At 51.9% G+C, this 14,931-nt stretch carries 13 protein-coding genes; 4 read left to right on the top strand and 9 right to left on the bottom strand.

The window, feature by feature from the left end:
* The first annotated feature begins 19 nt into the window (after positions 1 to 19).
* Positions 20 to 2,425 carry a membrane-bound PQQ-dependent dehydrogenase, glucose/quinate/shikimate family gene (locus tag QVF11_RS12310; protein ID WP_287857174.1) on the top strand — a complete coding sequence of 802 codons (2,406 nt, stop codon included), beginning with the start codon at positions 20 to 22 and terminating at the stop codon, positions 2,423 to 2,425.
* Positions 2,426 to 2,657: 232 nt separating this feature from the next.
* On the top strand, positions 2,658 to 3,170 hold the full coding sequence (locus tag QVF11_RS12315) for a DUF1543 domain-containing protein (protein WP_182239230.1): 513 nt from the start codon (positions 2,658 to 2,660) through the stop codon (positions 3,168 to 3,170).
* Positions 3,171 to 3,173: 3 nt separating this feature from the next.
* Here QVF11_RS12315 and QVF11_RS12320 read toward each other — a convergent pair whose 3' ends face one another.
* Genes QVF11_RS12320 through QVF11_RS12330 form a run of 3 tightly spaced genes read right to left on the bottom strand, consistent with a single transcriptional unit; the run spans position 3,174 to position 4,622 of the window.
* Positions 3,174 to 3,560: a GFA family protein gene (locus QVF11_RS12320; RefSeq protein ID WP_287857330.1), complete on the bottom strand. Its 387-nt coding sequence runs from the start codon at positions 3,558 to 3,560 to the stop codon at positions 3,174 to 3,176.
* A 9-nt stretch (positions 3,561 to 3,569) separates the two neighbouring features.
* Entirely contained in the window at positions 3,570 to 4,208 is a 639-nt protein-coding gene (locus QVF11_RS12325; protein WP_185930830.1) for a CatA-like O-acetyltransferase, family 1, read from the bottom strand.
* 30 nt (positions 4,209 to 4,238) lie between these two features.
* Entirely contained in the window at positions 4,239 to 4,622 is a 384-nt protein-coding gene (locus QVF11_RS12330; protein WP_142513962.1) for a VOC family protein, read from the bottom strand.
* 91 nt (positions 4,623 to 4,713) lie between these two features.
* Between QVF11_RS12330 and QVF11_RS12335 the strand changes: the two genes are divergently transcribed.
* Positions 4,714 to 5,484 carry a DeoR/GlpR family DNA-binding transcription regulator gene (locus tag QVF11_RS12335; RefSeq protein WP_112216996.1) on the top strand — a complete coding sequence of 257 codons (771 nt, stop codon included), beginning with the start codon at positions 4,714 to 4,716 and terminating at the stop codon, positions 5,482 to 5,484.
* 45 nt (positions 5,485 to 5,529) lie between these two features.
* Here the strand turns inward: QVF11_RS12335 and QVF11_RS12340 are convergent, their stop codons facing one another.
* The gene (locus QVF11_RS12340; RefSeq protein ID WP_112216997.1) at positions 5,530 to 6,159 is read right to left on the bottom strand and encodes a LysE family translocator; all 630 of its coding nucleotides are present in this window, start codon (positions 6,157 to 6,159) and stop codon (positions 5,530 to 5,532) included.
* A gap of 379 nt (positions 6,160 to 6,538) precedes the next feature.
* Here QVF11_RS12340 and QVF11_RS12345 point away from each other — a divergent pair, with 379 nt between their 5' ends.
* On the top strand, positions 6,539 to 7,174 hold the full coding sequence (locus QVF11_RS12345; RefSeq protein WP_110273955.1) for a carbonic anhydrase: 636 nt from the start codon (positions 6,539 to 6,541) through the stop codon (positions 7,172 to 7,174).
* A gap of 134 nt (positions 7,175 to 7,308) precedes the next feature.
* Here QVF11_RS12345 and QVF11_RS12350 read toward each other — a convergent pair whose 3' ends face one another.
* From QVF11_RS12350 to QVF11_RS12370, 5 genes are all read right to left on the bottom strand, one after another.
* Positions 7,309 to 8,919: an FAD-NAD(P)-binding protein gene (locus QVF11_RS12350; RefSeq protein WP_287857180.1), complete on the bottom strand. Its 1,611-nt coding sequence runs from the start codon at positions 8,917 to 8,919 to the stop codon at positions 7,309 to 7,311.
* 133 nt (positions 8,920 to 9,052) lie between these two features.
* Complete coding sequence (locus QVF11_RS12355) at positions 9,053 to 10,624, bottom strand: carbohydrate porin (RefSeq protein ID WP_287857182.1); 1,572 nt, start codon at positions 10,622 to 10,624, stop codon at positions 9,053 to 9,055.
* 123 nt (positions 10,625 to 10,747) lie between these two features.
* Positions 10,748 to 12,145: a PTS transporter subunit EIIC gene (locus QVF11_RS12360; protein ID WP_142513958.1), complete on the bottom strand. Its 1,398-nt coding sequence runs from the start codon at positions 12,143 to 12,145 to the stop codon at positions 10,748 to 10,750.
* Positions 12,146 to 12,152: 7 nt separating this feature from the next.
* Positions 12,153 to 13,817: an alpha-glucosidase gene (locus QVF11_RS12365; RefSeq protein ID WP_287857185.1), complete on the bottom strand. Its 1,665-nt coding sequence runs from the start codon at positions 13,815 to 13,817 to the stop codon at positions 12,153 to 12,155.
* Positions 13,818 to 13,862: 45 nt separating this feature from the next.
* Positions 13,863 to 14,861, bottom strand: a complete 999-nt coding sequence (locus QVF11_RS12370) for a LacI family DNA-binding transcriptional regulator (RefSeq protein ID WP_287857187.1) — start codon at positions 14,859 to 14,861, stop codon at positions 13,863 to 13,865.
* Between the last annotated feature and the right edge of the window lie 70 nt (positions 14,862 to 14,931).

Genomic DNA, 14,931 nt, shown 5'->3' on the forward strand with positions numbered 1-14,931 from the left:
ACGTCGTATGGGATGAAATATGGACGAACGACAAGGTAGCGGGAGAGGGATTTTCTTCACCATCTACCGGTTACTCTTTGTACTCCTAAGCTTTGGCATAGGGCTCTTTTTCACTATCTGGGGCGGCAAACTCCTCTCTCTTGGCGGTAGCGCCTGGTATCTGCTAGCTGGTGTGGCTTATCTGCTTATCGCCATCGGCTTTATCACTCGCAGTAAATATGTTCTCCCTTTCGCTATTCTGACTTTCCTGTTAACCCTGTGCTGGGCACTGTATGAAGTGCAGTTCAGCTACTGGGGCCTGATCCCGCGGCTGGTGGTTCCGGCGCTAATGCTGATGCTGGCGCTGTGGCTAGCGACCACGCTGCCGGTGAAACGCGCTCGGGTGCGCTACGCCAACTGGAGCGCGTCGGCGATTTTCCTCATACTGCTGGCGACGCTGGTATCGGCGTTTTACCCGCATGGTGGCATTCATAACGGCGTGGTAAAAGCGAGTAATGACAAAACGCCAACGCTGGCGTCGAAAAGCGATAACTGGGAATTCTTTGGTCGCGATGCGTCCGGTACCCGCTTCGCGCCGTACGATGACATCACCCCAGAGAACGTTAAAAACCTGAAGGTGGCCTGGACATACCACACCGGACGACGTCTTACCGGTGCCGGGATTGGCGTCGATGAAAATACTCCGCTGCAAATTGGCGACACGCTGTACTCTTGCACGCCGCTAAACGTTGTCACCGCACTGGATGCGGATACTGGCAAACCGCGCTGGCGTTTTGACCCACAGGCGCAGACCGCCGAACACGTGACCTGCCGCGGTGTGGGTTATTACGATGTGCAGAGCGACGATTCGCTGAGCGCGGAAGAGAAGGCCAGCCCGGCGTTACAGCAGTGCCCGCAGCGTATTCTGATCTCTACCGTTGATGCACGCCTGATCGCGCTGAACGCCAAAACCGGCGAATTGTGCGATGACTTTGGCGACCACGGCAGCGTTGATCTGAAACAGGGCATGGACAATACCGAAAACAGCAAACGCTACCACCCGACCTCAACGCCGGTGATCATGGGGCACATTGCGGTGCTTGGCGGTTGGGTGCGCGATATTGTGCACGGCGAGCCGTCTGGCGTGGTGCGCGCGTTTGACGTGCGTACCGGTAAAGTAGTCTGGGCCTGGGACGTGGGCCAGCCGGAAAACATTACCGACCCGGAAAAAGGTCGTGTCTACACCCTCGAAACGCCGAACGTCTGGACGGTGCCGGGTTTTGATAAAGAGCTGAACCTGATTTATCTACCAACCGGTAACGGTCCGCCGGATTACTGGGGCGGCGATCGCAACGAGGCTAAAGAGAAATACGGCTCATCCGTCGTGGCGGTAGATGCCAGCACCGGGGAGACAAAGTGGGTCTTCCAGACCGTGCATCACGATATCTGGGACTATGACCTGCCATCGCAGCCGGTGCTGTTCCATATGAAAAACGACAAGGGCGAAGAGATTCCGGTTCTGATCCAGACCACCAAAACCGGGCAGATTTACGTCCTTGACCGTCGGACGGGCAAGCCGGTGACCCGCGTGGAAGAGCTTCCTGTTGCTCACGATGGCGCAGAAGGTGAACATCTCTCGGCGACTCAACCGTTCTCCACCGGAATGCCGCAGTTGGGCGTTGAACCGCTGACTGAGAAATCGATGTGGGGCGTCACACCGTTTGATCAGTTGATGTGCCGTATTGACTTCAAAGAATCGACGTATCTGGGGATGTACACTCCGCCGTCAGAGAAGCCCTATATTGAATGGCCTAGCCTGCTGGGCGGTATGAACTGGGGTGGCATCACCATCGATGAGCGTACCGGTTCGCTGTTCGTCAATGACATGCGGATGCCGTTGAGAATGTCGCTGGTGCGCCAGGAAGATATGGCGAAATACAAAGTCTCCACCGATGAAGTTCCGGGCTTTATGGGCACCGTGCGTCCGCAGGTTGCCGGGCCTTACGGCGGCGTGCGGATCGACATTCTGCAATCGGCGCTGGGCGTACCGTGCAATACGCCGCCGTTTGGCACCATGAGCGCGATTGACCTCAATACCCGTCAGTTGATGTGGCAGGTGCCGATGGGGTCGGTTGAGGATACCGGTCCGCTGGGCCTGAAAACGCATCTGCATATTCCACTGGGTATGCCAACGCTGGGCGGCCCGACTTCTACCGCTTCCGGGCTGGTATTTTTTGCCGGGACTCAGGATAACTACCTGCGCGCGCTGGATTCATCGACCGGTAAAGAGCTGTGGCGCACCCGCCTGCCGGTAGGTGCCGTGGCGGCTCCGCTTATCTATAAGTCACCGAAGACCGGGAAAGAGTATGTGGTGATCTCCGCAGGCGGCGCCAGCCACTCGCCGGACGTTGGCGATGATATTATCGCTTACGCGCTGGAAGAGTAAGCTACGTTTCTCCTTTATTGCATGATTGCATGAGCAAAACCGCTCCTTAGTGGGCGGTTTCACACTCTTTGGCGGCTCCTCTGGCTGTTGCACTAACATTTCTGCCGGGTGGCGGCTGACGCCTTACCCAGCCTACAAACCCTCCTTTGCTCTGCTTCATGTTAGTGACAGGTTGCTGAATATTTCGTTATGTAGTCTTATATATATCGAATCGTTTTTCAGGGAGCGTAATGTGAATTTGTTTATGTTTTATGTTGGTGGCAATGCAGGGAAATCGAATATTGAAGTACATGATATTCAGTTTGTGGTGGCAGAGACGCCAGAGGCGGCCTGGCCCGCGTTACGTCAGGCGTGGTTTGGTGATGCGGATAAAATTCATGTTGATGGCTACAGCCGTATTAGCTGGGCTGATGGTTATGACGTGACGCTGGCAAAAGAACCGTCATCCAGTGATGTGAAGTTATTTTTTGTGAATGCTGGTGGCTATCGCCCGGACACGCTGGCGGAGTTACATGAATTCGATCTTTTCGTCGCACATGATGTGAAAGACGCGAAGCACAAAGCGTTGCAAAAGCTGCTTTGTGGCGTCGATCAGCAGCATAAAGACAATCTTAAAGAAGTGGATGATTGCCTACTGTTGGAAAAGGTTGGTGACTGGTATCTCCATCTCACGCCCAACGCCAAAGGTGTGGCTCCGAAACCAGAATGGCAGGGCTACCAGCCGATTGGCCTGGTAGCTGGTTAATCATTATTTGGCATCAGGGCATATCTGCCGCCACCATGACGGCTTCATGTCCTCAAATGAGTGGAACTCAGGGGCAAAGATTTTATCATTAGGCTGGTCGAACACGCCGGTCAGCAGGGCGATAACCGGGCCGTCATCAATGGCCCCCAGTGAACTGCCGCAACGTGGGCAAAAGGCGCGGCAGGTGTTCTGTGACGATCGCCATGCTGCTGGCGTGCCGCCATCGCCGGTCCAGTTGACGTCTTTGGCTGTGAACTCCAGCCACACTGCCGTCTGAGCACCGGTATGTTTCTGACACATATCGCAAGAACAGCTGTGCGGGCTGACTGGGTTAACGGCGCTGAAGCGAATATAGCCGCACAGGCAGCCGCCGGTTAGCGTTTTGCTCATCATGTCCCTCTATTGTGGCTGCCACAGCGTGTCGGGTTCAGCAAAGCCTTCTTCCACTCGTGCGAAGAAGCGGCTGGCGTGCAGGCCGTCGACAAAAGCATGATTAAACTTGCCTGCTACCGGGATAATGCCGTTTTTTAGCTTACCCCAGGTGAGGGCGGGAACCGCCGCGCCGACATAGTATTCAGCGTGGGTAATCGCGCTGAAATGCAGCCACGGCAGGCAGCTGGCGCAGAAAAAGTTCTCGCCTTTGACAATTAGCGGAGCCGGCGCGGTGTGTTTGGCGGCATTAATGCTCGGCGTCGCTGCCCGGCTGAAGGTACTAAAATCGGCGGCGTTGTCGCACCATACCTGGCGGAACCCTTCCTGAGCGGTCATCACCGGCGTCATCACCGCCAGTTCATCATATTCGATAATATCGTCGCCCAGCAGGCGCTGTTTAAGCTGTGGTACCCCGTTTGCCGCGCGAATCAGCGCATAGAGCGCCAGTTGGAAGAAAGAGACGTCGCGGTCTTTTGCGCACTCGTATAACCGCTGTGCTTCTAAGGGTACGCAGAGGTTAAAACTGGGATTGGCAAAACCGCGATAAAAATCAAAATGATCTTTTCGCGGCCAGCTTTGTTTATCTATCACGCGATAGTGGGCCACGGGCATCTCCTTTTTAGCATTTGTCCCACACTATGCGACGATTTCAACCAGGTTGCCATCAGGGTCTTTGATAACCGCTTCGTAATAACCGTCGCCGGTAGTACGCGGAGCAGAGACCAGGATACCTTGCGCCTCGGCGCGTTTAGCCAGCGCATCGACTCTTTGCGCGCCGTCAACGCTTATCGCCAGATGAACCCAGCCGGTGTGGTTATTATCCTGTTTCAGCTCGCTAAGACCCGGTTTGGTCATCAGTTCAATGGCAATATCATCACCGATTTTGACAAAGTAAGATTCAAACCCGAGGTTAGTCTGGCTGCAATACTTTTCATTTATTTCGCCTTCAAAGAACGACACCCAAAAACGGGCCTGTTGCTCAAGCTGGCGGGTCCATAGGGCGATATGGGCAATTTTCATTTCAAACCTCTTCACACGGTGTGTTGACAGTCAGGCACAGAATGCACGATCATGCACTTTGTTGCTCGATAAAGATTTACCAGGAGTTATTGTGCTCGATTATGCTGCTTTCCCTAAACAACGACAAGCGTTGATTTGCCAGATCCTGCAAGAAAACGGTAGGGTGGTTTGCGCTGAGCTGGCCAGCCGTCTGAGCGTATCAGAACACACAATTCGCCGTGATTTACATGAACTTAGCAAAGAGGGTTTTTGCAAGAAGGTTTACGGTGGGGCGGTTATGACTCTGCCTGAGTCGGGAGACTACAGCGAGCGCAAGGATAAGAATACGGCGATAAAAAGCAGAATCGCGCAGAAGTGCGCAAGGCTGGTTAAGCCCGGCGGCTGCATTTTTATCGATACCGGCACCACTAATCTGGCGATGGCGGAGGCGCTGCCTGTTGAGCTGGCGCTAACGGTAGTGACCAATTCTCCGGAGATCGCCGCGGTGCTGCTCAAGAAACCACTGTATGACGTGGTGATGCTGGGCGGCCAGATCCAACGGGCTACCGGCGGCTGCGTGGGGGCATCCGCCGTGGCGCAGATCCAGGGGATGTTGTTTGACCAGGGCTTTATCGGCGGCTGCGCGATGGCTCCGGAGTCTGGTCTCACTGGATTTGATTTTCCCGACTGCGAGTTTAAAAAAGCGGTTATTAAGCAGTGCAGCGAAATCATCGTGGGCCTGACTTCGGATAAGATCCCCGCGGTGGCGCGCTTTGTGGTGGTCGAAAGCGGCGACATTGATGTGCTGGTGGTGGAAGAGAATGTTAGTCGTGAATATAGCGATGCGTTCCGCGAGCACGATATTCGTATTTACACCGTTTAAGTGGGAAGCGCTAGCCCGAGCAGCGAGTGCGCTCGGGCCATGAGGTTATTTCGACAGCGAAGTCGCTATCAGGCGCAATCCCAGCGCACCCAATACCGTGGCGGTGACGATATCGATTTTGTGCTTCAGACGCAGATAGACGCTGCGCGGTCGGGAGGAAGAGAGCACCAGGGCCACCAGTGAATACCAACTGACATCAATCAGAAAGCTCATCAGCGGTACGATATAGTAAAAGGCTACCGGGATGCGCTCTGGCAGCAGGGCGGTAAAAATAGAGGCGAAGACCAGCGCCGTTTTCGGGTTGCTGAGCTGGGTATAGAGACCGTCACGGAAGGTTTTCAACAGCGAATGTTCTGCCGCTATGCCCCCGGCGGTGAAGTCCATTGGCTGTGCCGCGCTGCGAAAGATTTTATAGCCTAACCACAATAGATACAGGCCACCGGCAACCTTCAGGCCGATAAACATCTCTGGTACCGCCGTCAAAAACTTCTGTAGACCCATCATTGCCATAATCGAAAAGATAGCTGCGCCGGTACCGGTCCCCAGTGCGGTGACCAGGCCATGAAGGCGTGAACGGGCCACCGCGTTGCGGGCGACATAAATAAAGCTCGGTCCTGGGCTTATCACGCCCACGATAAGGACTGCGGCAATGGCCATCAGGCTGGATAAAAACATAAACGCTCCCGATTAATGTTTAGTGCTGAAGTCATCAATGACCTTCGCTCATCGTTGTTTTCTAGTGAAAAAATAAACAATCTTTACCGCAATGTCACCACGCTTGCATGGGCCGGCAAAAATGGCGGTTGTTTTCCCGGAGGCGGTGCTGTACACCTGTCCGGGCTACGGGCCCGCAGACGTCGTTGATCCTATAGGTCAGTTCAAGCACTCGCCGCTACTTGGTAAAATACGGGGCCGGTCTTCAAAATCGATTTGCCATCAGTCTGATCTTTAATCTCTTATTCGAATAACGATTCCCATTCTGCTCTTCAGTGATACACTGACTAAATGTGATCTTTGTCATATCGTCATTAAAACAGAGAAAAGAGACACTGCTATGCAACATATCATTGAGGGTTTCCTCAACTTCCAAAAAGAGATCTTCCCGCAACGTAAAGAGCTCTTCCGCAGCCTGGCGTCCAGCCAGAATCCCAAAGCGCTGTTCATCTCCTGTTCGGATAGCCGCCTGGTGCCGGAGCTGGTGACTCAGCAGGATCCGGGTCAGCTGTTTGTTATTCGTAATGCCGGTAATATCGTTCCCTCTTTCGGACCGGAGCCGGGTGGGGTTTCCGCCACTATCGAGTACGCTGTCGTCGCCCTGGGCGTGACCGATATTGTGATTTGCGGCCACTCCAATTGCGGAGCGATGAAGGCGATCGCGACCTGTCAGTGTCTGGATACGATGCCCGCAGTTTCCCATTGGTTGCATTATTCCGATGCGGCCAAAGCAGTGGTTGATAAAAAGACCTGGGCGAATGAGACCGATAAGGTGAATGGGATGGTGCAGGAAAACGTCATCGCCCAGTTGAATAATATCAAAACCCACCCGTCTGTTGCCGTTGGCCTGCGCGACAATACCCTGCGTCTGCACGGCTGGTTCTACGATATTGAAAGCGGTGATATTCGCGCGTTGGATAAAAACAGCAAAAACTTCGTTTCGCTGTCGGAAAATCCTGACGTTTTCTTCGAGTAAATCTCTCTTTTCAGGGCACGGAGGCCCTGAGAGTCGCGCCTTCCAGTCTAAAACCTTCTGACACCCCATCGAATGTACTCAAGAACCAATGCGCGTACATGCGACGAAGCGTCGGCAGCTAAATCCATGTGAACTTAAAGGTCAATTAACGGCAAACGCCTGCGTGAGCGGCTCGCCGGTTGCGATATTGCTTTCGCTATCGCCGCACCGATTTCCGCGCAGGCGGTGATGCCCTGGACAAACGGCTGGTCATGCATCAACCAGGGGATTGCGCCAAATGCAATGCGCCCGCGCACCTCAGCCGGTTCCTGCAATGTGTAGTCGTCCCCGACGTCTGGAATATCGTCGCTGGTCGCCAGTAATTGCTTTCTTAAATGTGGGAAGGGGAGATCGGTGGTTTTGAGCGGTTTCTGCCCCCGCGCATCAATAAACACATCGTATAAATAGCGGTTATCGCGGCTAATAATCTGCGTTTTATCTTGCTCAACTGATAACTCATAATCCGCGCCCAGAGCGAGAATGCTGATGACCCCGGCTTCACGCAGCGCCAGTAGCCGGCGAATAGACTCGGAGGGAATGGCGGCGTAACAGTCAATAAACACCCGGGCGAGACCATGGCTGAAGCGCTCGCGGTCCCGAGCGTTGAGATGCGGAACCATCGCCTGAACGGCTTCGTGTAGCCGCAAAATAACGTAGCGCCAGGGCACGGTGTAACGCTCTCGCTTATGACGTTCAACTTCGTCGAGATTCGCCCGCGCCCAGTGAAACGGGTTGTGCTGCTGGCGTTTTTGAAACCACGCCTCGCTGAAGGTGTCGGCGTCCAGCGTGTTAAGGGCAATGTTCTCGCTCCAGCACGGGTCGGCCAGTTCGATTTCCTGCGCCATCAGCAGAAATACCCGGTCGAGTAAGCCGTCGGCACCCGCCGCGATCTCTTTTTCGACAGCACTTTCGCTGACGATATGCAGCGGTTCCCAGGGAATAGGGCAGTAAAAATCGGCTTCGGGCAGAATGCCGGAGCGGGACATCAACACAATACTGAGCGCCTTGCTGTCATTATCCAGTCTGAAGGTCAACGCTCCATCGTCCGAATCAGTAAATCTGCCATGCTGAACGACGACGGCCATTGCTGCATCAATCCCGCTGAGCGAGGTGCCCATAATCCCCACCCGACAGGGCGGAATGTTGGCTTCCATCAGGCCAGACCACGGGCTGGGAAAATAAGTTCGGGTCGACTCCTCTTGCGCAGGCCACACGTGGCCGGTGGCGATTGCTGCGAGACTGAAAACGTCTGCTGTTTGCTCACCTTCGGCCCACAGCCTGACGCCTTGCGCGGTGGCCTGCAGGTCGGTGACAGCGCAGGATTCATGAACCTGCACCCGGAAGCCTCGTTCTTTAGCTTGCGCAACCAACCCAATAAACTGGTCGCGAAAGTATTCGCCTAGCAGGATACGCGGCAAAAATTGACGATCATGCAAAGCGTCATAATTTACGCCATAGCGCGCAAGGTGCGCCTTGTCCTGGGCTTTTAGCCACTCGATGTAGGTGCACAGAATAGGCGGGATCTCAATACTGGCGATATTCGCCAGCATCATGCGTGAATTTTCTTCATCACTGTAGGGCATGCCCACGCCCGCTTCATTGGCTTGCTCATAAATCGACACGTCCAGCGCTTCGTGGTGTTTAAGGAGTGCAAACAGGGTATAAATTCCGGTAGGCCCTGCGCCGATGATGGCAATTTTTTTCATATAGAATGGCCCGCTGTTGTGTTGATGTTACATAGATTCGCTGTCCTTACGCAGATTTAGTGTGGTTGAAAATGGTGAGAGAGGCCAATTCAGAGACTCCTCTTCCGAAGTTGAGTCAGAAGAGGAGCCGATTTTAGAACCACGTTTCGAGCTGAGCGCCGAAGAAGAGCGTCCCGGCGCCATGGTAACCGGCGCTGCCGAAGGTATCGGTGGAAGAGTAATTATCCAGTGATTTATCCCAGGTCATCCATGTAGCAAAGAAGCGAATTTCCGGGCGTTCAAAAAAGTCCGTCACGTTCTGCATTTTAAAGGTCGGGGCAAAGGTGAGCTTGTAGTAACTGCCGCTGGCGGCTTTATTGCCGTTAAAGCCTTTCGGGTCGATATCCATATATTGATAGCTGGTCTCATATTGCAGCGCGAAATTTTGGTTAATTTGCTGGATCACTCTGGCATTAAGCGTCACCCAGTCGTAATGGTCGGAATCGATATAGCGATTATTGCTGCTCTGAGCGACGACCAGGGGCGCGAGGCTCAGGCTATCAGTGAGCGAAGTAATGCCGTAAGAGGCAAACTTCACCGTCCAGGCCGGATCAATCAGGTAGCCGTCGGAACCCGGCCCGCGCACTTCCGCACCCAGCGCGCGGCCATAAAGCAGCACCGTTTTAGTCAGGCCGGGGCGCAGGCCATAGAAACTGTCGCCATGATAAGCCACCATGGTGTTAAAGCCACGCGAGGCGGCTTTATCTGTGGCCAGCCCGTCGTTAATCCGCTTATCGTTATCCTGCGAGTAAAGACCATTGAACATCCACTGCCAGTTATCCAGGCGGTTATTGAGCGAGAAGGTATAGTTCTGAATATAGGTGTTATCAGCCCCGGTCATGTTGTTATATTCAACGTTCTCCATCGTATCAATATCATTAAAATTACGTCCGTAAACCGCAAGGTTGGTCTTAATATCGCCCCAGACGTTCACATCATAAATGCCGGCCCCGGTACCGATTAAATTCATCATGTCGGAGTCGAGCCAGTGAATATCGAAATTATCCCGGTCTTCACGTTTCCCGGCCCATAGCGTGGCATTTTTGAATGCGCCGCTGAACGAGGGAATGTCGCTCATTTCCACAAACGCCTGACGCACGTTCATCTGACCATTGAATGAGCTGTCGGTATTATAGGTTTTATCCCATTCGGCAATTTTCATGTAATAACGCAGCTGGCTATTATTGTCATATTTACGCCGATAGTTGATGTCAGCAGTGACGTAGGTATCGGATTCGTTGCCAAGGCGACCAACGCTTCCCCCGGTGCTTCCCGCTGGCGTCAGAGAAGGACCGACGGTGCTAGTGGTGCCTTTGCTGGTCAATATCCCCGTTCTCGCATAGCCGCCAAATGTTATTTCCGAGCGATCGTCTTTTTTTTCTGCGCTAGTGGCTGACTGACTTTTGATTAACGCAAGATCTGCATCGGTTTTTTGTTCAACGGCTTGCAATCGTTCTTCTGCGCGAGCGGCATTTTGCTCGGCTCTGGCGGCTCTTTTTTCCGCATTATTAATTTTGCTGCTGGCATCTTGTAATTGTATTCGCGACTGTTTCAATTCGGCCTCAAGCTTTTCCAGTCGGGCGTTAATTTCACTTAAGGTTGTATCCGTCGCAAGGGCAGGCGCTGGCAAAGCCAGCGCGCAGAGCGTAAGCATGTAGGCTTTCATTATTAATACCTGTACAGGAGGAAGCGGTGCTCTGAACACAGGGGTGCAGAGCACATATTACTGTGCCATTGAAAATGGATTGTTTAACTGCTTGTTAAATTAATAATTGGGCTTTGTTATCCCCTAAGACTTTTTCGTGGTTTTATTCGCATTGACAAAAACGAACGTCATTATGAAGGCGAAGATAAATACGGAGACTCCGACGGTAATATAGGAAATAAACTGATAACGATCATACAAATACATTAATGGCGACAGCAGAACCGCCAGGCCGTAGGAGTTGGCTTTTATTGACAGCAAAGAGAGGACCATTCCACCCAGCGCGGAGCTGGTTAACATTACGATAATAGCGCGGAGTCCGGACTGCATCACAATCCCGAACAAAGCGGGTTCAGAAACGCCGAGTAGCTGGGTAATAGTGGCGGAAATACCCGCGGTTTTAAACGCGACATTTTTGGATTTTAACGAAATAGCCAGACACACGGCGGCGTTGGCAAAACCGTACATCGCGCAAACGGTAATTAATGGATTGAAGCCAGTACCCGCAATTAGCGAGGTTTCAATCATAATGAACATATGATGCATCCCGGTCATCACCGCAATCGGATAGATAAAACCAATTAACAATCCGCCAATACCTGCCGGTAATGTCAAAAATTGCTGGATGGCCATTACCGCATAATGTTCAAAACCATGTACCAGCGGCCCTAGAATTAATAAGGCGATGGCGACCGCGATCAGAATGACAATAAATGGTGTAAAAATAAGATCCATAGAATTAGGCATCACCCGGCGGAAAAATATTTCCAGTTTCGCGCCGATAATACCGGTGATGAGCGCGGTCAGAATCGACCCCTGATAACCCACCAGCGGAATAAAGCCAAAAACATAAATAGGACTGCTGTTGCCATACGCTACGTCGTAGGCGTTCGGTAGTGCGGGAGAGACCAGCATCAGGCCGATCAAAAAGCCGATAATCGGGGTTCCGCCAAACTTCTTAAACGCCGACCAGCAGATAAATGCCGCAAGAAAGGCAAAGGCGGTATCGCAAAGTACCGTGGTCAGCGTTTGCAGGGCCACGGGAATATCCGCGACGCTGCCGCCAAACCAGGCCTGCACCGTGTCATTAAAGATAACGCCCTTCAGGCCGAGGAACAGACCGGTTGCCCCGAGCACCGGTACTATCGGCACAAAGACGTCGGATAAATTGCGTATCCCTCGCTGTAAGCGTCCTGTGCTTTGCTTCGTCATCTCATCTTTGCTGACTTCGGCGACTTGATATTCGTTAACGAACTCCTGGTAGACTTTATTCACAATGCCGGTACCAAGGATTATCTGATACTGACCCGAATTATAAAAAACGCCTTTCACTTCGCTGATGTTGCGGATTTTTTCATCATCAATTTTTTGCCGATCTTTCACCTGCAAACGTAAGCGAGTGGCGCAGTGCGTCGCGGAGGCAATGTTTTCCTTGCCAATGGTATTAACAATTTCGATGGCAATATTTTTATATTTGTTCATCTTTAACTCATTCCTTCACGAGAATGGTCTGATAGGGTTGCAGGGTTGCGCCAATATCGGCGTAATTATTGAGGAGCACTTCGCCCGCCGGAAACGTAAAAGGCAGGTGTTGGGCACTTAAATTAGTGATAGAGACAAAGCGTTGGGTGTCCGTTTTCCGTTCATAGGCCACGATGCGGTCGTCTACGTTCTCTATCGGCGCGAATGAACCGTAGATAAGCGCTTGCGGGTAGCGCTTATTTCTTAAGTCGATCATCGTTTGATAAAAAGAGAAAACGGAATGTTCATCAGCAGCCTGGCTTTGCGCATTGACGCTAAAGTCAGGTGCGGAGAAAGGCAGCCAGGGCTTCGCGCCCAGGTTAAAGCCAGCATTAACGCCATCGGACCACGGGAAGGGGGTTCGTGAGTTATCCCTTGAGCGCTGGTTGATAAAGCCTAAAGCCTGTTCGCCGGTAAATCCTTCCGCCAGAGAGCGATGGTAGTTATCCAGGCTTGAAATATCATCAAATTCATCAATGCTCGTGCGCTGGAAGTTTTTCATCCCCAGTTCCTGGCCCTGGTAAATAAACGGCGTTCCCTGCATGAAAAAATACATACCGGCTAGCGCCTTGGCACCAATCGCATTTTGATACTCAACGTCGCGGATGAGTTTTGACAGCGCGCGCGGCTGGTCATGATTTTCAATAAACGTCGTTCCCCAACCGGTCTGGCAAAATGCCCGCTGACTGGCAAACAGCGCTTCTCTGAATTCGCTAATACGCCAGTCGCGCTGTTTAAACCACTCTGAACCGTTTTCGACATCGATATCCGCAGCGTGGAAATCAAAGATCATATCGAAGTAGCCATTGGGGCCAATATAGCTATCATACTCATCCAGAGGGACGCCCGGCGCTTCGCCCACGGTTACGCAGCGGTGGCGGTTGAACGTTTTTTCTTTCAGCTCATTGAGAAATAGCTCAATCCCCGGTCGATTACGTGATTTACTTTTAATGGACGCCAGGCCATCAACGCCATCGGCAGGCAAAGAACCGTAGTTCTGATCTTTTTTAATAAACGTAATTGCGTCAATACGAAAACCGGCAATGCCTTTATCCAGCCACCAGTTGACCATGGAGTAGATTTCCTCACGCAGTTGAGGATTTTCCCAGTTCAGGTCCGGCTGTTTTTTATGGAAAACGTGAAGATACCAGGTCTCTTCGCCCGCGACTTTTTCCCATGCGCTGCCGCCGAAGATGGAGCGCCAGTTATTCGGCGCGCCCCCCGCAACTGCGGGTTTGAAAATGTAGTAATCACGATATTTTGATTGAGGGTCAGCAAGGGCCGCCTGGAACCAGGGATGTTCGTCACTGGTGTGGTTGACCACCAGATCGATCATTACCTGTATTCCCATTTCTGACGCCTGCTTGATAAGGTCGTCAACATCCTGCATTTTGCCTAAATCAGGGTTCACCGCATAGTAGTCGGCAATATCATAACCATTGTCCGCCATCGGTGACTGATAAAAGGGCGAGACCCAAATCATGGTAATACCTAACTTCTTGAGATACGGCAGTTTGGCAATAATACCTTTGATATCGCCGATACCGTCGTTATTACTGTCATAAAAGCTTTTTGGGTAAACCTGATAAATAACGGATTCTTTCCACCATGCGGTCTGTTGCGGCTGGTTCATAGCTTCTCCTTGGTATGAAATCGATACCATATTACGATAAAAAAATTAAGCGGATGCCCTGACGATTAATTCAGACTGCAAATCTTCTTCATCATAGCGATATTGAGCGTGGTTAATCATCGCCAGCAGGCGCTCTACGGAAATTCGGCCTAGCTGTTCAATGGGCTGGTTGATGGTGGTCAGTGGAATAGGGATCATCTCGGCAATGGGTAAATTATCAAAGCCCATAACCGCCAGTTCACCGGGAATGCTGACCCCTTTGGCTGAAAGCGCGGAAATTAATCCGCAGGCGATTTCATCGCTACCGGTAAAAATAGCATCAGGGCGCTCGCTTTTATCCATTTTCAGGATTTGCTCAGCCAGATGCCGCCCGTCGCGGTAAGTATGAAGATGGCGGAAAATAAGATGATCGTGAATTGGCTGATGTGCGCTTTGCATAGCGGTAATAAAGCCACGGTTTCGTCTGCTACCGTGCCCTTTTTGCTCAAAGCTCCCGCCCGTAGAGTAGGCGATTTTTTGATAACCTTTGTTGAGCAGCCAACTGACCGCATTGTAGGTTGCCAGTTCGTCATCCACCTTAACAACCGGCAGACTGGTGTCATCAATGCTGGTGTTGCACAGCAGAATAGGGCCATATTTCTGATATTGCTCGATGACGTTTTTATCGTTCTCAACGGCACATAAAATAAGACCATCAATAATCTTTTTCTTCAGCAGATCGAGGCAGCTTTCCTCTTCCCCTGCGCTGTCATGGTTTTGCACGATCAGTACTGAATAGCCATGCTTGCGTGCGGTCACCTCAAGGGCATCGACCAGGCTGGCAAAATAGGGGTTGGTTATCCGTGAGATCAGTATGCCAATCCGGTGGGTTTTCACGCCGCGCATCTGCTGTGCGACGGTGCTCGGCTCATAATCCAACGCCTTCATCGCTGCGAGGATTTTTTCCTTTTTATCTTCAGAGATATAAGGATGATTATTCAGGAAACGAGAAACCGTCGTTACCGATAAGCCTGCTTTTTCCGCTACGTCTTTTATGGTTGCCATGGTTTTTATGAAATCGATATCACATGGGCGTAAAATATTTTTTGACGTCATCTAAGTCAACTGTATTTTT

The organism is Klebsiella sp. (genome assembly GCF_027492335.1).
GTDB lineage: Bacteria > Pseudomonadota > Gammaproteobacteria > Enterobacterales > Enterobacteriaceae > Klebsiella > Klebsiella huaxiensis.